The sequence below is a fragment of the Streptomyces longisporus genome (genome assembly GCF_039532765.1).
Taxonomy (GTDB): Bacteria; Actinomycetota; Actinomycetes; order Streptomycetales; family Streptomycetaceae; genus Streptomyces; species Streptomyces longisporus.
Genome location: NZ_BAAASG010000016.1, coordinates 154,854 through 177,522, shown reverse-complemented (window position 1 = coordinate 177,522; position 22,669 = coordinate 154,854). Strand labels below are relative to the sequence as shown.

23 protein-coding genes and 2 pseudogenes are annotated in these 22,669 nt (G+C 69.8%); 10 read left to right on the top strand and 15 right to left on the bottom strand.

Translation table 11 applies throughout. The features are described 5' to 3' along the window. The first annotated feature begins 60 nt into the window (after positions 1-60). The gene (locus ABD355_RS32850; RefSeq protein WP_344404526.1) at positions 61-1,035 is read left to right on the top strand and encodes a YihY/virulence factor BrkB family protein; all 975 of its coding nucleotides are present in this window, start codon (positions 61-63) and stop codon (positions 1,033-1,035) included. Here ABD355_RS32850 and ABD355_RS32845 read toward each other — a convergent pair. After that, complete coding sequence (locus ABD355_RS32845) at positions 980-2,251, bottom strand: D-alanyl-D-alanine carboxypeptidase family protein (protein WP_344404525.1); 1,272 nt, start codon at positions 2,249-2,251, stop codon at positions 980-982. The two genes, ABD355_RS32850 and ABD355_RS32845, sit on opposite strands and share 56 nt — an antisense overlap. 91 nt (positions 2,252-2,342) lie before the next feature. Between ABD355_RS32845 and ABD355_RS32840 the strand changes: the two genes are divergently transcribed. Next, on the top strand, positions 2,343-2,582 hold the full coding sequence (locus ABD355_RS32840) for an SCO4848 family membrane protein (RefSeq protein ID WP_344404524.1): 240 nt from the start codon (positions 2,343-2,345) through the stop codon (positions 2,580-2,582). 52 nt (positions 2,583-2,634) lie between these two features. Next, a pseudogene (locus ABD355_RS32835) lies at positions 2,635-3,459 on the top strand (metallophosphoesterase); the annotation flags it as partial. Between the two features lie 18 nt (positions 3,460-3,477). Here ABD355_RS32835 and ABD355_RS32830 read toward each other — a convergent pair. Then, positions 3,478-4,286 (bottom strand): IS5 family transposase gene (locus ABD355_RS32830; protein WP_344404523.1). Its coding sequence is split into 2 segments (ribosomal slippage): positions 3,478-3,936 and positions 3,939-4,286, totalling 807 coding nucleotides; the frame shifts between segments, so codons are not numbered across the junction. 59 nt (positions 4,287-4,345) lie between these two features. On the opposite strand from ABD355_RS32830, the pseudogene ABD355_RS32825 reads away from it, so the two are divergent. From ABD355_RS32825 to ABD355_RS32815, 3 genes and pseudogenes are all read left to right on the top strand, one after another. Further along, positions 4,346-4,771 (top strand): annotated as a pseudogene (locus tag ABD355_RS32825) (metallophosphoesterase); the annotation flags it as partial. Positions 4,772-4,987: 216 nt separating this feature from the next. Beyond that, on the top strand, positions 4,988-6,544 hold the full coding sequence (locus tag ABD355_RS32820) for an ABC transporter substrate-binding protein (RefSeq protein WP_344404522.1): 1,557 nt from the start codon (positions 4,988-4,990) through the stop codon (positions 6,542-6,544). Between the two features lie 95 nt (positions 6,545-6,639). Further along, positions 6,640-7,041, top strand: coding sequence for an ATP-binding protein (locus ABD355_RS32815; protein WP_344404521.1), 402 nt, complete (start codon positions 6,640-6,642; stop codon positions 7,039-7,041). A 15-nt stretch (positions 7,042-7,056) separates the two neighbouring features. Here the strand turns inward: ABD355_RS32815 and ABD355_RS32810 are convergent, their stop codons facing one another. Beyond that, positions 7,057-8,541: a sensor histidine kinase gene (locus tag ABD355_RS32810; RefSeq protein WP_344404520.1), complete on the bottom strand. Its 1,485-nt coding sequence runs from the start codon at positions 8,539-8,541 to the stop codon at positions 7,057-7,059. Then, positions 8,538-9,227 (bottom strand): response regulator transcription factor, encoded by a 690-nt coding sequence (locus ABD355_RS32805; protein ID WP_344404519.1) that lies wholly within the window; start codon positions 9,225-9,227, stop codon positions 8,538-8,540. The genes ABD355_RS32810 and ABD355_RS32805 overlap by 4 nt, the downstream gene beginning before the upstream one ends. A 165-nt stretch (positions 9,228-9,392) precedes the next feature. On the opposite strand from ABD355_RS32805, the gene ABD355_RS32800 reads away from it, so the two are divergent. Beyond that, positions 9,393-11,795, top strand: coding sequence for an MMPL family transporter (locus ABD355_RS32800; protein WP_344404703.1), 2,403 nt, complete (start codon positions 9,393-9,395; stop codon positions 11,793-11,795). 14 nt (positions 11,796-11,809) lie between these two features. Here ABD355_RS32800 and ABD355_RS32795 read toward each other — a convergent pair whose 3' ends face one another. The 11 genes from ABD355_RS32795 to ABD355_RS32745 form a co-directional block, all read right to left on the bottom strand. After that, positions 11,810-12,544 carry a TetR/AcrR family transcriptional regulator gene (locus ABD355_RS32795; RefSeq protein ID WP_344404518.1) on the bottom strand — a complete coding sequence of 245 codons (735 nt, stop codon included), beginning with the start codon at positions 12,542-12,544 and terminating at the stop codon, positions 11,810-11,812. A gap of 11 nt (positions 12,545-12,555) precedes the next feature. Next, positions 12,556-13,071: a thiol-disulfide oxidoreductase DCC family protein gene (locus ABD355_RS32790; protein ID WP_344404517.1), complete on the bottom strand. Its 516-nt coding sequence runs from the start codon at positions 13,069-13,071 to the stop codon at positions 12,556-12,558. Further along, the gene (locus tag ABD355_RS32785; RefSeq protein WP_099930911.1) at positions 13,068-13,463 is read right to left on the bottom strand and encodes a hypothetical protein; all 396 of its coding nucleotides are present in this window, start codon (positions 13,461-13,463) and stop codon (positions 13,068-13,070) included. The genes ABD355_RS32790 and ABD355_RS32785 overlap by 4 nt, the downstream gene beginning before the upstream one ends. 102 nt (positions 13,464-13,565) lie before the next feature. After that, entirely contained in the window at positions 13,566-13,976 is a 411-nt protein-coding gene (locus tag ABD355_RS32780) for a VOC family protein (RefSeq protein WP_344404516.1), read from the bottom strand. Between the two features lie 52 nt (positions 13,977-14,028). Then, positions 14,029-14,256 carry a hypothetical protein gene (locus tag ABD355_RS32775; protein WP_344404515.1) on the bottom strand — a complete coding sequence of 76 codons (228 nt, stop codon included), beginning with the start codon at positions 14,254-14,256 and terminating at the stop codon, positions 14,029-14,031. A 94-nt stretch (positions 14,257-14,350) separates the two neighbouring features. Then, positions 14,351-14,893: a hypothetical protein gene (locus ABD355_RS32770; RefSeq protein WP_344404514.1), complete on the bottom strand. Its 543-nt coding sequence runs from the start codon at positions 14,891-14,893 to the stop codon at positions 14,351-14,353. A gap of 107 nt (positions 14,894-15,000) precedes the next feature. Continuing rightward, complete coding sequence (locus ABD355_RS32765; RefSeq protein ID WP_145879711.1) at positions 15,001-15,762, bottom strand: succinate dehydrogenase iron-sulfur subunit; 762 nt, start codon at positions 15,760-15,762, stop codon at positions 15,001-15,003. Then, positions 15,762-17,516 (bottom strand): succinate dehydrogenase flavoprotein subunit, encoded by a 1,755-nt coding sequence (sdhA, locus tag ABD355_RS32760; protein WP_344404512.1) that lies wholly within the window; start codon positions 17,514-17,516, stop codon positions 15,762-15,764. Before sdhA ends, ABD355_RS32765 begins: the two co-directional genes overlap by 1 nt. Positions 17,517-17,538: 22 nt before the next feature. Then, on the bottom strand, positions 17,539-18,021 hold the full coding sequence (locus tag ABD355_RS32755; protein ID WP_344404510.1) for a succinate dehydrogenase hydrophobic membrane anchor subunit: 483 nt from the start codon (positions 18,019-18,021) through the stop codon (positions 17,539-17,541). Between the two features lie 5 nt (positions 18,022-18,026). Then, a complete protein-coding gene (gene sdhC, locus ABD355_RS32750; RefSeq protein ID WP_115906317.1) occupies positions 18,027-18,407 on the bottom strand; it encodes a succinate dehydrogenase, cytochrome b556 subunit in 381 nt (126 codons plus the stop codon). Positions 18,408-18,598: 191 nt separating this feature from the next. Then, a complete protein-coding gene (locus ABD355_RS32745) occupies positions 18,599-19,117 on the bottom strand; it encodes a 2-oxo-4-hydroxy-4-carboxy-5-ureidoimidazoline decarboxylase (protein WP_344404508.1) in 519 nt (172 codons plus the stop codon). 218 nt (positions 19,118-19,335) lie between these two features. Between ABD355_RS32745 and ABD355_RS32740 the strand changes: the two genes are divergently transcribed. The 3 genes from ABD355_RS32740 to ABD355_RS32730 all read left to right on the top strand — a co-directional run bounded on the left by ABD355_RS32740 (position 19,336) and on the right by ABD355_RS32730 (position 22,208). Next, complete coding sequence (locus ABD355_RS32740) at positions 19,336-20,946, top strand: beta-N-acetylhexosaminidase (RefSeq protein WP_344404701.1); 1,611 nt, start codon at positions 19,336-19,338, stop codon at positions 20,944-20,946. A 104-nt stretch (positions 20,947-21,050) separates the two neighbouring features. Beyond that, positions 21,051-21,554: a hypothetical protein gene (locus tag ABD355_RS32735; RefSeq protein WP_344404507.1), complete on the top strand. Its 504-nt coding sequence runs from the start codon at positions 21,051-21,053 to the stop codon at positions 21,552-21,554. A 96-nt stretch (positions 21,555-21,650) separates the two neighbouring features. Further along, entirely contained in the window at positions 21,651-22,208 is a 558-nt protein-coding gene (locus ABD355_RS32730; protein WP_344404506.1) for a hypothetical protein, read from the top strand. Positions 22,209-22,669: the final 461 nt, after the last annotated feature.

Below are 22,669 nucleotides of genomic sequence, written 5' to 3'. Positions count from 1 at the left end.
TGTGCCGGGTTTTCGGGGTACTCGCACATTGGTCTTCCACACCGGGGGGAGAGTCTGATCATGGACTGGCTGAAGAAGCTCCCCGTCGTCGGGCCGCTGCTGGCGCGCCTCATGCTCACCCACGCCTGGCGGTCGTTCGAACGACTGGACAGGGTGAAGTGGACCCGGCTGGCCGCCGCGATGACCTTCACCAGCTTCGTCGCACTGTTCCCGCTGCTCACCGTGGCCGCCGCGATCGCCGCTGCCACGCTCAGCACGAAACAGCAGAGCGACCTGCAGAACAAGCTCGCCGAGCAGGTGCCCGGCATCTCCGACCAGCTGGACATCCAGAACCTGGTCCAGAACGCCGGCACCATCGGCCTCATCGCGGGCGCCGCCCTGCTGTTCACCGGCATCGGCTGGGCCGGTTCGATGCGCGAGTGCCTGCGCGCGGTGTGGGAGCTGCCCGACGAGGAGGAGAACCCCTTCCTGCGCAAGGCCAAGGACCTGGGCATCCTCGTCGGTCTCGGCGGCGCCGTCCTCGTCACGATCGCCGCCTCCACCGTCGCCTCCGCGATGGTCGGCTGGATCACCCGGCAGCTCGACATCGCCAACGGCGGCTGGGGCGGGGCGCTCCTCCACATCGCGGCGTTCGCCGTCGCCGTGTTCGCCGACTTCCTGCTGCTTCTGTACGTCCTCACGCTGCTGCCCGGCGTCGAACCGCGGCGCCACCGCCTGATCGTCGCGGCGCTGACCGGCGCCGTCGGCTTCGAGCTGCTGAAGACGCTGCTGAGCGGCTATATGCAGGGCGTGGCCGCGAAGAGCATGTACGGCGCGTTCGGCGTGCCCGTCGCGCTGCTGCTGTGGATCAACTTCACGGCGAAGCTGGTCCTGTTCTGCGCCGCGTGGACGGCGACGCCGAGCGAGCAGCACGACCACGCTCAGGGGGAGGGGCAGGACGAACAGCAGGAACAGGACGAGCTGAGCGCCGGGGCGGACCTCACGGACGGGACGACCGGCGACGTACCAGATCGGGCAGCGGCCAGCGGCGGTTGACCAGGAACGCGGCCGCCGCGAGCAGCACCAGCACCCCACCGCTTATGGCGAAGGCGACCCCCATGCCGCCGGAGCGGCCCGCGGCCGAGGCGCTCGCCACCGGCGAACCGGACGCCTTGCCGGCGGCCCCGCCCGCCGACCCGTTCCCACCGGACTGCCCGCCCGACTGCGCGGCGCTCTTCGGCGCCACCAGCTCACCCACGGGGCGTACCTTCCCGGCCGCCTGGAAACCCCAGTCGAAGAGCTTGGCGGTCTCCTTGTAGACCTCGTTGTGCTCCCTCTTCTCCGGGTTCATGGCGGTGACGAGGAGCACCCTGCCGTTGCGCTCGGCGACACCGGTGAAGGTCGCGCCCGCGTTCGTCGTGTTGCCGTTCTTGACGCCGGCGATGCCCTGGTAGACGGGGACGTCGGAGTCGCCGGTCAGCAGCCTGTTGGTGTTCTGGATCTCGAAGGACTCGCGGACCGACTTGCCCTTCTTCTCCTTGGTGTCGCCCGGGAAGCTCGCGCGCACCGTCGAGCAGTACTCGCGGAAGTCCTTCTTCTGCAGCCCGGAGCGCGCGAACAGCGTCAGGTCGTACGCGGACGAGACCTGCCCCGGTGCGTCGTACCCGTCCGGCGTGACCACATGGGTGTCGAGGGCCTGGAGCTCCTCGGCGTGCTCGTTCATCTCCTTGACGGTGGTCTCGACGCCGCCGTTCATCGCCGACAGCACATGCACCGCGTCGTTGCCCGAGCGCAGGAAGACGCCGAGCCACAGGTCGCGCACGGTGTACGTCTCGCCCTCCTTTATCCCGACCATGCTGGAACCGGCACCCATGCCGGCCAGGTCGGAGGGCGCCACCTCGTGCTCCTGGGTCCTCGGGAACTTCGGCAGCACCGTGTCCGCGAACAGCATCTTCATCGTGCTGGCCGGGGGCAGCCGCCAGTGCGCGTTGTGCGCGGCGAGCACCTCGCCGGACTCGGCGTCGGCGACGATCCACGAGCGCGCGGTGATGTCCTTGGGGAGCACGGGCGCGCCGCTGCCCAGATCGACCTGTGTGCCTGGCTGCCCCAGACGGGCGCCGCCCACGGACGACATGTCCGCAGGGGGAGTGGCTGTCGGAGTCGGCGAGGGCTTCGGGGCCGCGAAGGCGACGGGCGCGGTCAGCGCGATCGAGGACAGGACGGCGGAGGTGACCAGCAGGGATCGCCTGAAGGTCTTCTGGGGAGCGGACACGGACGAGAAAGTACATGCCACGGGCCGTGAAGTCCCGCCTCCCACCCCACCCCGGACACGGAACGAAAGAGGCGGCGGCGATACTGAACGCATGAAGCTCAGCCGCCCGGTCTCCTGGTTCCTGCTCGCCTTCGGGGTGTGGTCCTGGGTCATCTGGGTCACTTTCGTTAAAAATCTCATCAAGGACGGCAGCGGGCTCGCGTTCCACGACGGTCACCCGACGGCGTACTTCTGGGTGCATCTGACGCTCGCCGTCGTCTCCTTCGTATTGGGGACGGTCATCGGGGTCATCGGGTTGCGCGGACTGCGCGCTTTGCGCCAGACCTCATAACAGCAGGCAAATACACACAAACGGCAGAACCGGCAACGGGGGTCACGGCACGATGGTCGTCGTCTTCGGGGTAGTCGGGCTCCTCGCGCTCGCCGTTCTCGTCGTCGGCAACTGGTACCTGTGGCGCCGTCTGTTCCGCGACACGACCCGGGGTCCGGGCTTCGCGCGCCGCGCGGGTGCGGCGGGAATCGCGGCCGGCTGGGCGCTGGCGGTCGGGGCCGTCGTCGGTGAACGTGTCGGTGCGCCCTTCTGGCTCCAGCAGGTCCTGGCCTGGCCCGGCTTCCTGTGGCTGGCGCTGTCCATCTATCTGCTGCTGGCCGTGGTGGCGGGCGAAGTGGTACGGCCCCTGCTGCGCCGCCTGCTGGAACGGCGGGCGCGCGCCACGGCGGCCGTATACCAGCCGCATCCGGTACCGGCGGGATCCGTACCCCCGAGGGCACCGGAGGCCGAGCCCGAACCCGCGCCGCTCCCGGAGCCGTCGCGCCGCCTCTTCGTCTCCCGTGTCGTCGCAGGAGCCGCTGCCGCCGCCGCCGTGGGAACGGTGGGCTACGGCACCTACGGAGTGCTGCGCGGCCCAGCTGTGAAGCGCGTCACCGTGCCGCTGGCCAAACTCCCTCGCGCGGCCCACGGTTACCGCATCGCGGTGGTCAGCGACATCCACCTGGGCCCGATCCTGGGCCGGGGCTTCGCGCAGAAGGTCGTCGACACGATCAACGCCACCCAGCCGGACATCGTCGCGGTCGTAGGCGATCTGGTGGACGGCAGCGTGAAGAACCTGGGCCCGGCGGCGGCACCGCTGTCGCAGCTGAAGGCGCCCTCCTACTTCGTCACCGGCAACCACGAGTACTTCTCCGGTGCCCGGCTGGGGGTCCCCCCAGGCCTTTAAGAAGTCATTTCACTTGGCGAGTCTGCGGTGACATATGAGGGTCGCGGCGATGGCGGTGAAGGCAAGGAAGTGTTCCGGCTTGCGCTCGTAGCGACGGTGAAGGCGTCGGCACCCGGACAGCCAGGACACTGTCCGCTCCACGACCCAGCGGTGCCGGCCCAGGCGTCGGGACGACTCGATGCCCTTTCGGGCGAGGCGGTGTCGGATGCCACGGGAAGCGAGCCATCGCCGCAGGTGGCGGTAGTCGTAGCCCTTGTCGCCATGCAGTTTGCCGGGCCGACGACGGCGCGGGCCGCGGCGGGAACGGATGGGCGGAATGCCGCAGACCAGCGGGATGAGGGCCTGGCTGTCATGGAGGTTGGCGGCGGAGATGCCGACAGACAGGGGCAGGCCCTGGCGGTCGACGATGAGATGGATTTTCGATCCCTTCTTGCCGCGGTCGGTCGGATTCGGTCCCGTCAGCTGCCCCCTTTGAGGGCCCGGACGCTGACCGAGTCGATCGCACACCGCGACCAGTCCAGCCCGCCCTGGGCACCGAGTTCGTCCAGGACCAGGCGGTGAAGTTTGGCCCACACCCTGGCCTCGGTCCACTCGGTGAACCGCCGGAAGGCGGTGACCCCCGACAGCCCGAAGCCCGGGGGGAGTTGGTTCCACGTGCAGCCCGAGGTGGCCACGAAGATGATCGCCGCCAGCACCTCGCGGTCCCCGCGACGGCGATGCCCTCCACCCTGCGGGCGAACCGGTGCCGGCGGCACCACCCGCTGGAACAACCTCCACAGCTCTTCCGGCGCCATCCGCTCGACAAGCGCAGCAGTCATCACCCCAGACTGCCGCAAGATCACGCCAACTGAAATGGCGTCTAAGGCACTGGGGGAGGGTCGAGGAGGTGCGGCGGCTCGGGCTGCACCCGCTGGAGAACGCCCGCACCGAGCTGCCCTGGTTCGACCTCGCCGGCATCAACGACATCGCGGGCGAGAGCGAGGGCCAGGGCCCCGACTTCACCAAGGCGCTCGGCGACCGGGACACGGCACGCGCGTGCGTGCTCCTCGCCCACCAGCCGGTCCAGATCCACGACGCCGTGAAGCACGGCGTCGACCTCCAGCTCTCCGGCCACACCCACGGCGGCCAGCTCTGGCCCGGCAACTTCATCGCGGCCGCCGCGAACCCGACCGTCGCGGGACTGGAGCGCTACGGCGACACCCAGCTCTACGTCAGCCGGGGCGCGGGCGCCTGGGGGCCGCCCACGCGCGTCGGCGCACCCTCGGACATCACCGTGATCGAACTGGCCTCGATGGAGGCCTGAGCCGGACCGAGAGCCCGATGGAAACCGCTGGCCGAAACCGTGTGGCGGGAACCCTGTGGGAGCCCTGTGAAATCTGACGGAAACCCCTTGCGGTAACTTCTTTCTCAACTCGGCAGATTCCTCTTCCCCCAGCTGAAAAACCTGTGATTAGGTGAGCCGCGCCACTAGGGGAGTGGCATGTGGGGTGGGGCCCGTCGGGCCCGGGGAGGGCAACCGATGCGCTCGGTTCGCATGCGGATTCTCGCGACACTGCTGGTACTGGCGGGCGTGGGGGTCGGCGGCTGGCAGCTGCTGCCGTCGCAGGAGAACACGGACAGGACCATCGAGGTCGGCACGACGGACGAGGTCACCTCGCTCGATCCGGCCGGCGCCTACGACGCGGGTTCCTGGGCCTTGTTCAGCAACGTTTTCCAGTCACTGCTGACGTTCGAGCCGGGCGGCACCGCGCCGGTGCCCGACGCGGCCCGCAGCTGCGACTTCGTGGGCAGTCAACCGACCACCTACCGCTGCACCTTGCGCACGGGACTCGCCTTCCCCAGCGGCCGCACGATGACCGCCGAGGACGTCAAGTACTCCTTCGACCGGGTCAAGGCGATCAAGTCCGACGTCGGCCCGTCCTCGCTGCTCAGCACGCTCCGCTCGGTCGACGCGAACGGCCTGACGGTCACCTTCCATCTGTCCTCGCCCGACGCCACCTTCCCGTTCAAGGTGGCCACCGGTGCGGGCTCGATCGTCGACAGCCACACGTACCCGAAGAACCATCTGCGCACCGACCCCGGCGCCGACGGCACCGGACCGTACGAGCTGACGTCGTACACGAAGGGCAAGAAGGCGGCTCTCACGCCGAACACGCACTACCAGGGCGCCGTCCAGAAGACGGGCCGGCCCGTCGACCTGCTCTACTACGTCGACTCGGACGCCCTCGACAAGGCCTGGAACGCGAAGCAGATCGACGTCGCCACCCGCCAGCTGCCGCCCAAGGTCCTGTCCCGGCTCTCGGCGAGCGACCCGAACCAGCGCCTGTCCGAGTCCGACAGCGCCGAGACCCGCAACATCTACCTCAACACCCGCGCGAACGCGCCCCTGCACGACACCAGGGTCCGGCAGGCCATGGCATGGCTGATCGACCGCGAGGAGCTGGCCGCCACGGTGTACCAGGGGACCGTCGACCCGCTGTACTCGCTGATCCCGACGGGCATCACCGGCCACACCACCTCGTTCTTCGACGCCTACCCGAAGCAGGACGCCAAGAAGGCGAAGGCCCTGCTCACCGCGGCCGGTGTGACGACGCCGGTCCGCTTCACCTACGGCTACGCCGAGAACCGCGGCTCCTCCGAGGCGGAGGCCCAGGCCATCAAGACGCAGCTGGAGGCGAGCGGCCTGTTCAAGGTGACCCTCAAGGGCTACGGGTGGACCTCCTTCCAGGAGGCCTGGGCCACCGGCAAGCTGGACGCGTACGCCGTCGGCTGGGTCGCCGACTACCCGGACCCGGACACCTTCGGCGCCCCGCTCGTCGGCACCAAGGGAACCATGAACACCGGCTACAGCAACAAGGCCGTCGACCAGCTCATCCAGGCCAGCCAGCGGTACGCCGACCGCGGCGACGCCGCCTCCGACTTCAGCACGCTGCAGCGGGACGTCGCCCATGACGTGCCGGTCATCCCGCTGTGGCAGGGCAAGGAGTACGTCCTGAGCACCGAGGACGTCGGCGGCAGCCAGTATCTCGACGACGGCACCGGTGTGTTCCGGCTCTGGAGCCTGGGCTGGATCTGACGCTTCTCGCGGCGTTGACATTCGCCCCAGTGACGTCGGACGCTCACCTGACGCGGGACCATGTGGCGGAGGTGTGCGCGGGGTGAGGAGCAAACGTGTTGAGACGCAACTCCTTCCGGCTGCCCCGGCATCCGGCATCCGTCGGCCTGGCACGGCGCCGGGTGCGGGACCATCTGGCCGACTGGGGGCACGGTCCGGACGATCCGGCGCTGGCCGACGCGGTGCTGCTGGTGTCCGAGCTGGCGACCAACGTCGTACGCCACGGACCGCTCCGCGAGCGGGAGTTCGAGGTGGCGGTGACCGCCCTGGCCGACGGCTCCTGTCTCATAGAGGTCTCGGACGAGGGCCGACTGGAGCCCCGATTACGGCTGGTGGGCGAGTGGGAGGAGAGCGGCCGGGGCCTGCATCTGGTGGAGACCGTCGCGGCGGCCTGGGGGGTGTGGAGCAGAGGGCACCACGGCAAGACGGTGTGGGCCCTCGTCATGGTCAACACCTGAGCCCCGCCCCGGTGGTCATGGCCGTACCGCCGTCCGGGACGGCAGGGTGACCGTCACCTGCAAGCCCTCGCCCGGCGCTGTCTGCACCCTCACCTCACCGCCGTGCGCCTCCACCACCCCCTGGACGATCGCCAGGCCCAGCCCGCTGCCCGCGCCGCCGCCGGCCCGGAAGAAGCGGTCGAAGACCCGAGCCGCGTCCTGTTCGCACAGCCCCGGACCCTCGTCCGCGACGCACAGCCGTACCACCCCGTCCTCGCGCTCCACCCCCAGCCGCACCGCCACGTCCTCCGGCGTGTGCGTGCGTACGTTGCCCACCAGGTTGCCCAGCACCTGTCTGAGCCCCGACTCGTCGGCGTGCACCAGCACGGCTCCGTCGGCCGCGACCTTGATCGGCCGCTCCGGCTGCTGCACCCGCAGATCCTCGGCCGCGTCCCGCACCAGACGGCTCACGTCGACGTTCCGGAAGCGCAGCTCGGGCTGCTGGTCGAGGCGGGCCAGGGTGAGCAGTTCGTCGACGAGCCGCCCCATGCGGTCCGTCTCCGCCAGCACCCGCTCCCAGGCCCGCTTGCTCCCCCAGTCTCGACTTCGCTCGACCGGGGGGACCCCCATGTCCGGAACGCTGAGCATGCCCTTGTCGTACAGCTGGAGATAGCCCCGTATCGCGGAGAGCGGGGTGCGCAGTTCGTGCGAGGCGTCGGCGACGAAGCGGCGCAGCTGGGCCGCGCTGTGCTCGCGCGTGCGGTACGCCGACTCGACCTGGTGCAGCATGGAGTTGAGGGCGAGCCGCAGCTGCTCGACCTCCTCGGTCGGATGGTGGCTGGAGGGCACGCGCCGGGTCAGGTCGCCCTCGGCTATCGCCGTCGACGTCTCCACCATGTCCTCCAGCGGCCGCATCCGGCGGCTGACGCTCATCATCGTGAGCCAGGCCAGCAGCACCAGCAGCAGCGAACCGATGGCGAGGTCCAGCTTGAGGGCCTTGAGCATGCCCTGATGCAGGGCGTCCGTGGAGGTGGCGAACAGGATGTACGTGCCGTCGGCGAGGCGGGTCGCGGTGGCGCGGTAGCGGGCGCCGTGCACCCTGATGTCGTGCGGGTCGGCGGCCGCGGCGAGGGCACGGGGATCGTCCACCGCGCTCGCGAGGGCGCGTTGGGTGTCCGTCGGGGCGAAACGGGCCAGGGAGAGCGGCTTTCCGTGCGCGTCGACGGCGGTGAGGATCGAGTCAGGGCGGGCCTGTTCGTCGTGCTGCGGCAGGAACCGGTCGCGGACGATCGTCAGCGCGCCCAGCGCGTCGATCTGGTCCATCGTGAGCGAACCGCCCAGCGACTGCCGGGTCTTGTTCAGTTCGGCGTCCACCTGGTTCAGCAGGTAGTACCGCATGCCCATCAGGCTGACCGCGGTCGCCGCGACGATGCCGAGGGCCAGCAGCGCGACGTTCGCCAGCGTCAGCTTGGCGCGCAGCGAATGGATGCCGCGCTCGCAGTGCGGCCACCGGATCCTCATGCCAGCCCGTATCCCACACCGCGCCGTGTGGTGATCACCGGCGGGCCCAGCGCGTCCAGCTTGCGCCGCAGATAGCTGATGTAGGTCTCCACGACGGTCGACTCCGGCGGGGTGTGCTCGTACTGCCAGACATGGCGCAGGAGTTGCTCCTTGGGCACGATCCGGCCGCCGTTGCGCACCAGGAAGCGCAGCAGGGCGTACTCGGTGGGGGTGAGCTCGACGGAGCGGCCCGCGCGGTGGACGCTGTACGTCGTCTCGTCCAGCTCCAGGTCCCCGTAGCGCAGCGGGGGCCGCTGCGGCAGGACGTCGGCCGTGCGGGTGCGCCGCAGCACCGCGGTGATACGGGCGACGACCTCGTCGATGTTGAACGGCTTGGTGATGTAGTCGTCGCCGAAGCCCAGGGCGCCGACGATCTCGCCGGGCGAGTCCCGTGCGGTGAGGAAGACCAGCGCCAGTTCGGGCCGCCTGGCGCGCAGTTCGCGGCCCAGCGACCGCCCGTCCCCGTCCGGGAGCATGACGTCGAGCAGCGCCGCGTCGGGCCGGGTGCGCTCGGCGAGCGCGAGGGCCTCGCGGACGGTGCCCGCGACCATCACCTCGAACCGGTGGTAGCGCAGGGCGATGGCGAGGACGTCCGCGATGCTCGGCTCGTCCTCCACCACCAGCACGGTGCCTGGAGCCGTCGTCATGACCCCAGTATCGGGCGGGCCACTGACAACGAGGCCGGATCCGTCTTTGGAGTTCCTTGAGAGTCAGGGGCATTCGGGTCCACGCGCGCGTGGCGCCGCCAATCCTGTTGCGCAGGACCTGGGGGACCAACCGACGACCGTAGAGGAGCGTTGATCGTGGCGGCATTGGCACGGTGGTGCTATCGGCACCGGCTGGTGGTCCTGTTGCTGTGGGTGGGGGCGTTGTTCGGCCTGGGCTTCTCGGCCTCGACGGCGGGCACGAACTACGCGAACGTCTTCTCCCTCCCGGACACGGATTCCAAGAGCGCGTACGACCTGATGGAGAAGGCCTTCCCGAACACCTCGGGCGACACCGACACGGTGGTGTGGAAGGTCGACCAGGGCTCGGTCAATGACCAGGCGGTCCGGTCCCGGATCACGCCCGCTCTCGACAGGATCGCGAAACTGCCCGGTGTCGGCGCGGTCACCAGCCCCTACGCGGGCCCGCGGGGTGCCGTGCAGATCAGCAGTGACGGCAGGATCGCCTACGCCCAGCTGACCTTCGCCAAGCGCGCGAACGAGGTGCCCAAGGACCTCGTCCAGAACGTCCTCGACACCGCGCAGGGCGCCAGGAAGAGCGGCCTGCACGTCGAGTTGGGCGGCCAGGCCATCCAGCGCGTCCAGCAGCCGCCGCAGGGCCTGTCCGAGATGGTCGGCATCATCGCCGCGGCCGTCGTGCTGTTCCTGGCCTTCGGCTCGTTCTTCGCGATGATGCTGCCGATCGCCATCGCGGTCTTCGGCGTCGGCATGGGCCTGTTCTCCACCCAGCTGCTCAGCCACACCACCGACATCCCCGACATCGCCCCGCTGCTCGCCTCCCTGATCGGCCTCGGTGTCGGCATCGACTACGCGCTGTTCATCGTCACCCGGCACCGGCGCGGCATCCTGCGCGGCCTGGACCCCGAGGAGTCGGCGGTCACGGCGCTCAACACCTCGGGCCGGGCGGTGCTGTTCGCGGGCGGCACGGTCTGCATCGCGCTCGCCGGCATGCTCGTGACGCAACTGCGCTTCCTGGACGGCGTGGTCATCGGCACCTCGCTGACGGTGGTGCTCAGCGTCATGGCCGCCACCACCCTGCTCCCGGCCCTGCTCGGCTTCCTCGGCCCGCGGGTGCTCAGCCGCCGCCAGCGCCGCAGGCTCGCCGCCGACGGCCCCGAGCCGGAGCGGGCGAGCGGCCTCGCGGCCCGCTGGTCGACCGGCGTCGAGAAGCGGCCCCGCAGGATCGCCGCCCTCGCCCTGGTCGTCATGGCCGTCCTCGCCGTCCCCGTCCTGTCGCTCCGCCTCGGCGCCACCGACCAGGGCAACGACGACGCGTCGACGACCACCAGGAAGGCGTACGACCTGCTCGCCGAGGGCTTCGGCCCCGGCTTCAACGGCCCGCTCCAGGTGGTCACCGAGGGCGGCGACACCACCGCCCTGGTCAAGGGCATCGAAACCACCCCCGGCGTGGCCCGCGTGGCCGCCCTGCCGCCCGCGCAGGGCGTGACGGTCATCCAGGTCGTACCGAAGACGTCACCGCAGTCCAAGGAGACGGACGACCTGATCGACACGCTGCGCAACGAGGTGATCCCGAAGGCCGGGGCGAAGGCCCATGTCGGCGGCGTGACCGCGGTCTCCAAGGACTTCGCGTCCGTCACCGGCGACCGGCTGCCGCTGTTCATCGCGACGATCATCGGCCTCGGCTTCCTGCTCCTGCTGATCGCCTTCCGCTCCCTGGTGGTGCCGCTGACGGCCGCCCTGATGAACCTGATCGCCGCGGCCGCCTCCTTCGGCGTCCTCGTCGCGGTCTTCCAGTGGGGCTGGGGCCTGGACCTGCTGGGCCTCGGCAAGGAGGGCCCGATCAACGCCTTCCTGCCGGTCATCATGCTGTCCCTGCTGTTCGGCCTCTCGATGGACTACCAGGTCTTCCTGGTGAGCCGGATGCACGAGGAATGGGTGCACACGCGCGACAACGCCCGCGCGGTGCGCGTCGGCCTGGCGGAGACCAGCCGGGTCATCAACTCCGCGGCCCTGATCATGGTCTGCGTGTTCCTGGCCTTCGTGCTGAGCGGCGACTCGGGGGCGGCGATGGCGGGCGTCGGCCTGGCCGCCGCGGTGGCCCTGGACGCGTTCATCCTGCGTACGGCACTGGTGCCCGCTGCGATGCATCTGCTGGGCACCTCCAACTGGTGGCTGCCGGCCTGGCTGGAGAAGAGGCTTCCGCACCTGGCGGTGGAGCCGAGTGAGGAGGCCGAGCCCCAACTCGGGGAAGGCCCCGCCTCCGTGGTCCACGGCTTCATACGCTCCGCCGACGGCGAACCCGTGGACGGCGCCTTGGTGACGCTGCTGTCGAAGGGCGGACGCCAACTGGACCGGGTGAGGTCACTCGCGGACGGCTCGTACATCCTGTCGGTGCCCGCACCGGGCACGTATCTGCTGGCGACCAGCGCGACGTCGTACGGCTCACGGGCGGCACAGGTCGTGGTGACGGACGGGCCGCTGGTGTACGACGTGGAGCTGGCGGAGGGGGAGGTGGACGCGGTGAACTGACCGCGTCCCGCGCCTCAGGAGGACTTGCCGGGGGTCGGCAGCACCTTCGTCATCCCCGGCAGGAAGTCCGTGAACAGCTCGTGCACCTCCCGCACCAGCGGCCGCAGCACCCGGAACCGCGCCAGCGCCACCCCACGGGCCGTCAGCCGCGCGCCCCGCTCGGCCAGCCGGTAGCTCCGCTCCCGCCCCTCGGTCCGGTCGAAGATCCAGTACAGGACGAGACCCATCTGGGAGAGCCACATCAACTCGGGCAGCACGTCCCGCAGTTCCTCCGGGACCTTCGTCTTCGTCGCACCCGCCAGCACCTCCCGGTGGACCGAAATGGCCTCCAGGCGCGCGTGCTCCGACTCCTCGGAGAACGGGCTGAGCGGGCTGTCCGGGTCGGCGGCGTTCTTGAAGAACTGCACCGCGAACTCGTGGTACGGCGTGGCGATGTCCAGCCACACCTTCAGGACGCCCGCGAGCCGTGCCTCCAGATCGGTCTCCCGGTCCAGGACCTCCCGGATCGCCACCCGGTGCTCGGCGGCGAGCCGGTCGTAGAAGCCCTGGATCAGATGTTCCTTGCCGGCGAAGTAGTAGTACGCGTTGCCGACGGAGACCCCTGCCTCCTGGGCGATGGCCCGCATCGTCGTCTTCTCGTAGCCGCGCTCCTGGAACAGCCGCATCGCGGTCTCCAGGATCAGCGCACGGGTCTGCTCGGACTTGCTGGGGTTGCCGCCCTCGTCGGGGCCGTCGTTCTTCGCAGGCACGGAAAGAGAGCCTACGGGGTGACACAGGAGCCGCCGTCGCAGCCCGGTGCGCTGTACGTCCAGCCCTGGCCCGGGTGGTACGCCCACCCGTCCGCACGGCGGTACACCTGCCCGCCCCACTGCTGCCCGCCCCCCTGCTTCCCGCCCCACATCGCGCCCCGCCACTTCGCCGCCGCGAGGACCGCGCCTCTGGCGAGCTTCGCCCCCGACGGGGTGCTGAGCCGGTGCGCGAGCGGCCGGTGCTCGCGCAGCGCCCACAGGGTGACGATCCAGGCGGCGGCGGACCGGTAGACCTGCCCGGCGTCGCCGACGACGGTGATCTCGTCGAGGGTGGCGCCGTGATCGAGGCCCGGGAAGCGCCGCCGGGCCTCTTCCGAGGCCGCGGGCACGAACTCCAGCGGCACGAGCTGCGGCTGCCGTACGAGCCAGTCGCGCAGGAAGGCGCAGAGCGCGCACTCGGCGTCGTACAGGACGGTGAGCCGGTGGACCGGGACCCGGTCCGCCTTCACGGCGCTCACGTCGCTCACGCCCCGACCCAGTCCTGCGGCGCGACCGGCGGCACCTGCTCCCGCTCCAGCATCCCGCGCCGCCGGATCTTGTTGAGGACGTACACGTTGCCCAGGTGCATCACACCGAGCACCAGCAGCACCACACCGAGCTTGGTCGACAGGGCCTCGAAGATCCCCCGGGTGTCCTCGATGGTCTCGTCGCCGCTCAGATACAGGGCGACGAAGCCGAGGTTGACGAGGTAGAAGCCGACCACCAGGAGGTGGTTGACGGCCTCGGCGAGCTTCTCGTTCCCCTTGAGTACGTCGGCGAGGAAGATCCGTCCGTTGCGGCTGAGCGTGCGGGCCACCCAGATGGTCAGCGCGATGCTGACCAGCAGGTAGATGACGTAGGCGATGACCGTGCGGTCCATGCCCCACCCCTTCTTGAACGCGTTCAAAACGCTGACAGGGATGACTGTAGACCTGTTTTTGAACACGTTCAAGCAGGATGGGGCGTCGCCGGTGGGCGGCCGTCAGGGGCGGCGGCCGAGCTCCGGGCGCTTGCTGTAGTCGGTGAACCCGATGACGTTCCCCCAGGGGTCGGCGATCTCGGCGGTCCAGCCGGTGGCGACGGAGAAGGGGTCGTCGAGAAGCGGGATGCCCGCCGCGGCGAGGGAGTCGGCCGCTTTCCGTGCGTCGGCCACCTCGATCCATACGCGGGGCGAGGGCCACGGCGGCGACCGGTGCCCGAGTTCCTCCTCCTGCCGCAGTAGGATCCCCGGTGTCTCGCCCCCGACCTTCAGCAGGGCGATGCCGGCCTCGTCGAACCGGAAGCCCACCGTGAACCCGGCGCGCCCGTAGAAGTCGACCGCCACGGAGAGATCCCCGACGGGCAGCAGCACGTTGTCGAATCCGAGCAGTTCGTACGACTGGTCATCTGACATACCGTCAGAATAGGAGCGGGGTGCGCGCCCCGTCGTGACCGGCCGTGCGGGGTCACTCGCCCGGGCGAGCAGCCGACCTTCTGCCGAGGTGGCCCATGCGGGGCGTGACGCCCAGCTCGGCGTACGCGTGGTCGAGGTGGAACTCGACCGTCCTGACGCCGAGCACCGGACGGCGGGCGCGCGGTCCCGGGCCGGTGAAGAGGTGCAGCGCCCGGCGCAGCCGCCCGGCGCCCGCGGTCCTCTTGCCCGCGCGGCGCAGGAACGCTCCCGTTCGCCGCACCGTGATCAGTCCCTCCTCGTCGTGAGCCGACGCGACGAAGAGCCTGGCATCGGTCTCCCCGGAGTCCCCGGGGGACGTACGAAAAAGGGTCGGATCACATGCTGCTCAGCGAGCGGGCGTAGTTGATCTGCCCCATGACCTGGGCGAAGTACTGCGGGCCGAAGGCCGGGATCATCGTCGAGTGGTGTCGGCCCGCGCTCGTCACGGTGACCTGGATGTAGCCGGTGGTCTTCTTCTCCTTCATCAGCAGGAAGAGCAGGCCGAGGAGGCAGAAGACGAAGAAGACGATCGCGAGCACGATGGCGTGCGTCGGGATCTTCTCCTCGGTGTGCGACAGGTCGGTGGCGTTCCACACCGCGCCGCGCAGGGGGAGGTTGCCGGCGGGCGTGATGATCTGGTCGCCCACCACCGTGATGTCCCCGATGGACAGGAGCGGGGCGCCGCCCACGGGGGCGGGGCCGGCCGACTGCTGGGGGAAGCCGTGGGGCGGTGGGGCCGGCTGCTGTGGATAGCCGTACGCCGGGCCGGGGTGGGGGTATCCGTAGCCGGGCGGCGGGGTCGTGGGAGGCTGCGCGGGCGGCGGGGTGCCCGGGCCCCACTGGCCCGCTCCGCCACCGTACGGATTCTGCTCGGTCACGCTGTCGTCCCCCGTTTTCCACGCCGTGAACGACTCATATTGCCAGCAGGGCCGTTCCCCCCGCCACCGGGAGGAACGGCCCTGGTACTGCCTGCTGTGACGAAACGTCAGAAGCGGCGCGTGATCAACGCCCGCTTCACCTCCTGGATCGCCTTCGTGACCTCGATACCGCGCGGGCAGGCGTCCGTGCAGTTGAAGGTCGTACGGCAGCGCCACACGCCGTCACGGTCGTTGAGGATCTCCAGGCGCTGCTCGCCGGCCTCGTCGCGCGAGTCGAAGATGAAGCGGTGCGCGTTGACGATGGCGGCCGGGCCGAAGTACTGGCCGTCGTTCCAGAAGACCGGGCAGGACGAGGTGCACGCGGCGCACAGGATGCACTTCGTGGTGTCGTCGAAGCGCTCGCGGTCCTCGGCGCTCTGCAGCCGCTCACGCGTGGGCTCGTTCGTGTCCTTCGTGATGAGGAAGGGCATGACGTCCCGGTACGCCTGGAAGAACGGCTCCATGTCGACCACGAGGTCCTTGAGGACCGTCAGGCCCTTGATGGGCTCGACCGTGATCGGCTTCTCGGGGTTGATGTCCTTGATGAGGGTCTTGCAGGCAAGGCGGTTCTTGCCGTTGATCCTCATCGCGTCCGAGCCGCAGATGCCGTGGGCGCAGGAGCGGCGGAAGGTCAGCGTGCCGTCGACGTCCCACTTGATCTTGTGGAGGCCGTCGAGGACGCGCTCCTTGGGGTCGATCTCCAGCTGGAAGTCTTCCCAGGTCGCCTCGGCCGAGACCTCCGGGTTGAACCGGCGGACGCGGAAGGTGACGGTGATGTAAGGGGACGCGGCGGACTCCGCCTCCACCTTGTCCAGAACGGGGGTTGCCATCAGTACTTACGCTCCATCGGCTGGTAGCGGGTCTGGACGACCGGCTTGTAGTCGAGACGGATGGACTCGGTGCCGTCGTCGCCCACCTCGCGGTACGCCATGGTGTGGCGCATGAAGTTGACGTCGTCGCGGTTCGGGTAGTCCTCGCGGTAGTGACCGCCGCGGGACTCCTTGCGGGCCAGCGCCGACACCGCCATGACCTCGGCCAGGTCGAGCAGGTTGCCCAGCTCGACGGCCTCCAGCAGGTCGGTGTTGAACCGCTTGCCCTTGTCCTGGATCGCGACGTTCTTGTAGCGCTCGCGCAGCTCGGCGATCTTCTCGACCGCGGTCTTGATCGTCTGCTCGGTGCGGAACACCATGACGTTCGCGTCCATGGTCTCCTGCAGCTCGCGGCGCAGGACCGCCACGCGCTCGGTGCCGGTGGACGTACGCAGTCGCTCGATCTGCGAGACGACCAGCTCCGCCGGGTTCTCCGGAAGCTCGACGAAGTCCGCCTGCTGGCTGTACTCCGCCGCCGCGATACCGGCCCGGCGGCCGAACACGTTGATGTCGAGCAGCGAGTTGGTGCCCAGGCGGTTGGCGCCGTGCACCGACACGCAGGCGACCTCGCCGGCCGCGTACAGGCCCGGGACGACCGTCGTGTTGTCGCTGAGGACCTCACCCTCGACGTTCGTCGGGATGCCGCCCATGGCGTAGTGCGCGGTGGGCTGGATCGGGATCGGGTCCGTGTACGGCTCGATGCCGAGGTACGTCCGCGCGAACTCCGTGATGTCCGGGAGCTTGGCGTCCAGCTGCTCCGGCGGGAGGTGCGTGAGGTCCAGGTAGACGTGGTCGCCCTCGGGACCGCAGCCGCGGCCCTCGCGGATCTCCGTGTAGATGGAGCGGGAGACGACGTCACGGGACGCGAGGTCCTTCATGACCGGCGCGTACTTCTCCATGAAGCGCTCGCCGTCCTTGTTGCGGAGGATGCCGCCCTCACCACGGGCGCCCTCCGTCAGCAGGATGCCCATGCGCCAGATGCCGGTCGGGTGGAACTGGAAGAACTCCATGTCCTCCAGCGGGATGCCCCGCCGGTACACCGCGGCCTGGCCGTCACCGGTCAACGTGTGCGCGTTCGACGTCACCTTGAAGAACTTGCCGCAGCCGCCGGACGCGTAGATCACGGCCTTCGCCTGGAAGACGTGGATCTCGCCGGTCGCCAGCTCGTACGCCACGACGCCGGCCGACTTCTTGACGCCGTCGACCTCGGTGATCAGCTGGTCGAGGACGTAGAACTCGTTGAAGAACTCAACGCCCTCCTTCACGCAGTTCTGGTACAGCGTCTGGAGGATCATGTGGCCGGTGCGGTCGGCCGCGTAGCAGGACCGGCGGACCGGGGCCTCGCCGTGGTTGCGGCTGTGACCGCCGAAGCGGCGCTGGTCGATCGTGCCGTTCGGGGTGCGGTTGAACGGCAGGCCCATCTTCTCCAGGTCGAGGACCGAGTCGATGGCCTCCTTCGCCAGGATCTCGGCGGCGTCCTGGTCGACCAGGTAGTCACCGCCCTTGACCGTGTCGAAGGTGTGCCACTCCCAGTTGTCCTCCTCCACGTTGGCCAGCGCCGCGGCCATGCCGCCCTGCGCGGCGCCCGTGTGGGAGCGGGTGGGGTAGAGCTTGGTCAGCACGGCGGTGCGGCTGCGCTTCGTGGACTCGATGGCCGCGCGCATGCCCGCGCCACCGGCGCCGACGATGACGGTGTCGTACTTGTGGATCTTCATGGTGGTTGCCTCAGCCCCGTGCCTAGCGGATGTTCGGGTCGAAGGTGAAGATCACCAGCGTGCCCAGCAGGATGGTGAACACCGTGGCGGTGTAGAGCAGGCCCTTGAGCCACAGCCGGGTGTTCGCGCGCTCCGCGTAGTCGTTGATGACCGTGCGCAGGCCGTTGGCGCCGTGCAGCATCGCGAGCCACAGCATCAGCAGGTCCCAGACCTGCCAGAACGGGCTCGCCCAGCGGCCCGCCACGAAGGCGAAGCCGATCTTGGACACGCCGCCGTCCAGCACGAGCTGGATCAGCAGGTGGCCGAGGACCAGGACGACCAGCACGATGCCGGACAGGCGCATGAAGAGCCAGGCGGCCATCTCGAAGTTGCCCCGGGTCGACTTCGGGGTCTTCTTGGTGCGCTTGCGCGGGGCCTCGATGAGGGGCGCCGGGTTGTCCACGTTGTAGAGCGAGCCGCCCTCGACGGGGCCGATCCCGGACGCGGTGGATTCAGTGGTGGCCATCGGTGTCAGCTCCCGAACAGTTCACGAGCGGCGTGACCGAGGACGGGGTAGATCGCCCCGAGCATCAGCACGACCCACAGGCCTACGACGGACCAGAGCATCTGCTTCTGGTAGCGCGGGCCCTTCGACCAGAAGTCGACGGCGATGACGCGCAGGCCGTTCAGTGCGTGGAACAGGATGGCGGCGACGAGGCCGTACTCCAGGCACGCGACGATCGGGGTCTTGTACGTGGCTACGACCTTGTCGTAGTCCTCGGGTGAGACACGGACGAGAGCGGTGTCCAGCACGTGAACGAACAGGAAGAAGAAGATGAGGACGCCGGTGACTCGGTGAGCCACCCAGGACCACATTCCTTCCCGGCCGCGGTACAGCGTTCCAGCCGGCACGGAAGTCCCTCCGGGAGCGGGGATTGGGGCCGCGCCGGCTTTGCCTGTCGGTCGGGCCCGGCCGGGTACGGTCCACCGGCCCCCAGCATGGTAGCCAGCCGTCGGCTTGACGCTTACAGGGGGCCTACCGGTGTGATCAATGTGGCACGCGTATGGGTTAGCGTTTGCGGCTTCTGGGGCGGGGTGTCCTGTTATTTACAGCCCGCGCCCCTGAAGAACCTGACCAGCCGCCCTCTTGCCAGCCGGCGGAGCTCCTCTGCCGCCACCACCCGTTCTTCCTCCGGATCGTTTGCCAAACGTGACCGGATGCCTGCCAGTGCGTGGTCCAGGGCCTCGGTCGGAGGCAGGTCGTCCAGGCAGATCACGAAGGCGTGGCCGAACTTTGCCTCGTACGCCGCGTGCGCCGCCCTCAGGGCCGTGTAGGCGACTGCGTAGGTCTCGTCCGGCAACGTCGGCAATGTCTCGGCCGCCAGGGCCTCCGACAGGTCCGTCGGGGACAGGTCGTACGCCGCCTCGTCCGATGCGGCGAGCAGGGAGTCGATGTCCGGGTACGGGCGGTGGTCTGCGACCCGGTGGGCCCAGCGGAGGCTGCGGAGGCAGTCCAGGAGGAGCTTGCGGGCCTCTTCCGCGGGCGCGGCGTTGAAGGCGTCCAGGATGCTGGGCAGCGTCGGTATGGCGGCGACTCGGCCAGGAAGGTGTGTGGGCGTCACGTGTGTTTCGGCAGAGGATGCTGTGAGAGCTGCGAAGGATGTGGTCTTACGTTATCGAGATTGGGCGCGGGGTGTCCGACGGATGCCCGAATTTCACCCGCAAGAGAGAGTTTCGGAACGCGTGGTGGACGCGTCGTGTTGTCCATGGGCTTTAGGTTGACGCTGTGAGCCAGCACAGGCGCCGGTCTCCGGCGCAGAACGCGAAGCAGCAGCGGCGCATGATCGTCGCGGGCGCGATCGCCGGGACCGTCGCGCTCGGGATCGGCCTGGGATTCTGGGCCTCCGGCGACGACAGCGGGCCTGCCGGGTCCGCGCAGCGGCAGTCGCCGTCCGACGGCAGATCCGGCGCGGCGGCCAGCGCCTCGGGCGGCGGGAGCCCGGCGCCGCTCCCGACCCGTTCGTACGCCCTGTCGAAGGCTCCCCAGACCATCCCCGCCGTGCGCTCCCACACCGCGGCCCGCGGGCCCGGCTGGCGTCCGGCGCGTGGTGAGCGGGTCGTCGTGAACGATGCCGATCTGGCCGACGAGGGTCGTCTGATCGCCGGTGAGCTGGGGTTGACGTACGCGGGGCAGAAGGACGACGTGCAGGCCGGGGACGTACGGCTGGCGCTGGGCGACGGCGACGGGGCGAACCCGGAGTCGTATGCGATGACCGTGCGCGGTGGCCGGGTCAACATCAGCGGGCCGTCGGACGCCGGTGTGTTCTACGGCACGCGGACGCTCAAGCAGGAGGTGCACGGCGGCGGCACGGCGCCCGAGGGCATCGTGCGGGACCAGCCGGCCAAGCCGGTGCGCGGCTTCATGCTGGACATCGCGCGCAAGCACTTCACCGCCGGCTGGATCGAGGACCGGGTGCGGGAGCTCGGGGACCTGAAGTTCAACCAGCTGGGGCTGCACTTCTCCGACGACCAGGGGTTCCGGATCCAGTCCGACACGCACCCCGAGATCGTCTCGCAGCAGCATCTGACGAAGGCCGAGGTGAAGCAGATCGTCGATCTCGCCGCCAGTCGGCACATCACCGTGGTGCCCGAGATCGACTCGCCCGGGCATCTGGGGGCCGTCATCGCCGCTCACCCCGATCTGCAGCTGCGCAATGCGCAGGGCGTGGCGGCGAAGGGGGCCGTCGACATCTCCAAGCCGGCCGCCGCCAAGATCGTCGACGATCTGCTCAACGAGTACGCCGGCCTCTTCCCCGGCAACCAGTGGAATCTCGGCGGTGACGAGTACCTGGCCCTGATGGTGTCCAACCCGGCCGCCTCCTATCCGCAGCTGGCCGCCGCCGCGGTGAACAAGTACGGACCCGGTGGCACCGTCTCCGATCTGACCACCGGGTGGCTCAACGACCGGGCCGGCACGATCCGGGCCCACGGCCGGACCATGCGGGTGTGGAACGACGGGTTCTTCCGCGGGACGTCCGTGCAGCCGGCGAAGGATCTGCAGGTCGCGTACTGGACGGGCAAGGAGATCGGCGCGCGGCAGCCGGTGGAGTATCTGAGCGCCGGGCGGAAGCTGATCAACTACAACGACGAGTTCCTGTACTACGTCCTCGGGCAGCCCAACAACTTCGTCTACCCGACCGGGCAGCGGATCTACGAGCAGTGGACGCCGCGCGTCGTGCGCGGCACACAGGCGGTGCCGGCGCAGTACGACGGGCAGATTCTCGGCGGATCCTTCGCCGTGTGGTGCGACCTGTCGAACTCCCAGACGCAGGACCAGGTCGCGGCCGGGATCCGGATGCCGCTGCGGGCGACGGTGCAGAAGCTGTGGGACCCGGGACAGCCGGGGCTGTCGTGGACCCAGTTCAAGGCACTGGCCGGCCGGCTGGGCTGAGCGCGCCCGGCCGGCGGGTTTCTTGGCCCATACAGCTGCGAACTGTCGTACGACTGTGGTGTATTCGGCGCGAGTCGAAGGTGACACAGCCGTGGGGGGCCGGGATGGGCTACTGGGGGTACTTCGTCGTGGGCCGCAGCGAGCGGCCGCTTGCGGAGCTCGATGCGCTCGCGGGGGCGAAGGGCATGCTGCAGCGGTCGTCGGCGGCCGGTGGCTGGCAGGTCTGGGAGTACCCGAGCGGGGACGGCGAGGTCGGGAACATGAACGTCCTCGCCGCCGCGACCGGGGCGCCCGCGCTCTTCGGATACGTCATGGACAGCGCCTCGGTCGTGGTGGAGGCGGCGGCGCCCGAGAGCGGGGCGTGGACCACGTGTCTCGCGCGGGCCGCGATGGCCGGGTACCTCGGCGCCGGGAGCGAGGGGCTCACGATCGAGGACTACTTCCTGGAGCCGCGGGACGCCGCCGACCGGGCGGTCGCCTGGGCCGCCGAGGCGGGGCACGACGTGGAGACCGGGCCGTTGCTGGACGTTCTGACCGCCGATGCCGATCCGTTGGCCGAAAACCTCTTTTTCCAGTTGCTCGACCGGCTCGGTGTGGTACCGCTGTGACACTCCCGGGCCGTCGCACGCAGTAAGGGGAAGTGCGGGCTCCGTAAGGGAAGAGCCCTGCTGGGCCCGGTACGGGACCCGCAGAAGGAGGCGTGGATGAGCCTGGTGGAACTGATCGCTCAGGCCGACGACCGCGGACTGGCCGCCAGCGGGTTGGCTTGTTTGGATCGGTGTGTGCCGCTGCTGGGCGGTGACGACGAGATCCTGCGGCCGCTGTGGGCCAGCCTCGCGGACTCCGGTGACGTCGGTGACTGGGGCGAGCGGCTGGAGCATGCGCGCGGGAGGCTCGGCGCTGCCGAGGAGCCGGGCGAGGGCGAGGCGGCGCTGCTGGCCCGCCGGATGCTGGAGGCCGCGCCGGTGGAACGGTCCGGGGCGCAGGTGCGGGTGTGGGCGGATGCGTGCTCGGTCGCTGCGCTGCAGATTCATCGGATGCTGGATCCGCTGGAGGACGAGGCGTCCTCCGTCGACTCCCGGCGGGAGGGGCGTACTGAGGGGATGTCGCCGCTCGTCGCTGCAGAGTTGCGGCGACAGGTCGCCGTACTCGAGTTGCTTGCGGGGCATGGGGCGGGTGGGCTGCGCCGTGCGCTGGAGGTGTCGATCGAGGGGCGGCGGGTTTTGCAGGCAGTCGTCTCGCGGAGGGCGCGTCGGGGGTAGGGCGGTGACGGTTTGCGGGCGGCTGCGGTGCGTTGTGGCTGGTCGCGCGCCCACGGAGCCGCACATCGATACGGCCCCGCGCCCCTGGAAGCCGCTGCCGGCGCCCCCGAGACAGGGTGGGGCGGTGGAGGTTGTTGGGCGGGGTTCGGGTTCGGGTGCGGGTGCGTCGTGGCTGGTCGCGCCCACGCGGCGGAGCCGTATGTCGATACAGCCCCGCGCCCCTAAAAGCCGCTGCCGACGCCCCGGAGAAAGCCGTTCCCGGGGCCACGGGGGAGGCCGCTTGCCGTGCTCCTCGGTGAAAGCCGTTCCCGGTGCCAGGGGAGAGGTCGCTTGCTGTGCCCCTCGGTGAAAGCCGTCCCGGCGCCAGGGGGGAGGTCGCTTGCCGTGCTCCCTCGCGGAAAATCGTTCCCGGCGCCAGGGGAGAGGCCGCTTGTCGTGCTCCCTCGGTGAAAGCCGCTCCC

Bases quoted from the DNA above. Each gene is read 5' to 3' on its own strand.
- ABD355_RS32850 (WP_344404526.1), top strand. From the start codon at position 61: ATGGACTGGCTGAAGAAGCTCCCCGTCGTCGGGCCGCTGCTGGCGCGC.
- ABD355_RS32810 (WP_344404520.1), bottom strand. From the start codon at position 8,541: ATGAGGATCCGGTGGCCGCACTGCGAGCGCGGCATCCATTCGCTGCGC.
- ABD355_RS32735 (WP_344404507.1), top strand. From the start codon at position 21,051: ATGGGCTACTGGGGGTACTTCGTCGTGGGCCGCAGCGAGCGGCCGCTT.
- ABD355_RS32840 (WP_344404524.1), top strand. From the start codon at position 2,343: ATGAAGCTCAGCCGCCCGGTCTCCTGGTTCCTGCTCGCCTTCGGGGTG.
- ABD355_RS32740 (WP_344404701.1), top strand. From the start codon at position 19,336: ATGATCGTCGCGGGCGCGATCGCCGGGACCGTCGCGCTCGGGATCGGC.
- sdhA (WP_344404512.1), bottom strand. From the start codon at position 17,516: ATGAAGATCCACAAGTACGACACCGTCATCGTCGGCGCCGGTGGCGCG.
- ABD355_RS32765 (WP_145879711.1), bottom strand. From the start codon at position 15,762: ATGGCAACCCCCGTTCTGGACAAGGTGGAGGCGGAGTCCGCCGCGTCC.
- ABD355_RS32820 (WP_344404522.1), top strand. From the start codon at position 4,988: ATGCGCTCGGTTCGCATGCGGATTCTCGCGACACTGCTGGTACTGGCG.
- ABD355_RS32755 (WP_344404510.1), bottom strand. From the start codon at position 18,021: ATGGCCACCACTGAATCCACCGCGTCCGGGATCGGCCCCGTCGAGGGC.
- ABD355_RS32805 (WP_344404519.1), bottom strand. From the start codon at position 9,227: ATGACGACGGCTCCAGGCACCGTGCTGGTGGTGGAGGACGAGCCGAGC.
- ABD355_RS32730 (WP_344404506.1), top strand. From the start codon at position 21,651: ATGAGCCTGGTGGAACTGATCGCTCAGGCCGACGACCGCGGACTGGCC.
- ABD355_RS32785 (WP_099930911.1), bottom strand. From the start codon at position 13,463: ATGGACCGCACGGTCATCGCCTACGTCATCTACCTGCTGGTCAGCATC.
- ABD355_RS32780 (WP_344404516.1), bottom strand. From the start codon at position 13,976: ATGTCAGATGACCAGTCGTACGAACTGCTCGGATTCGACAACGTGCTG.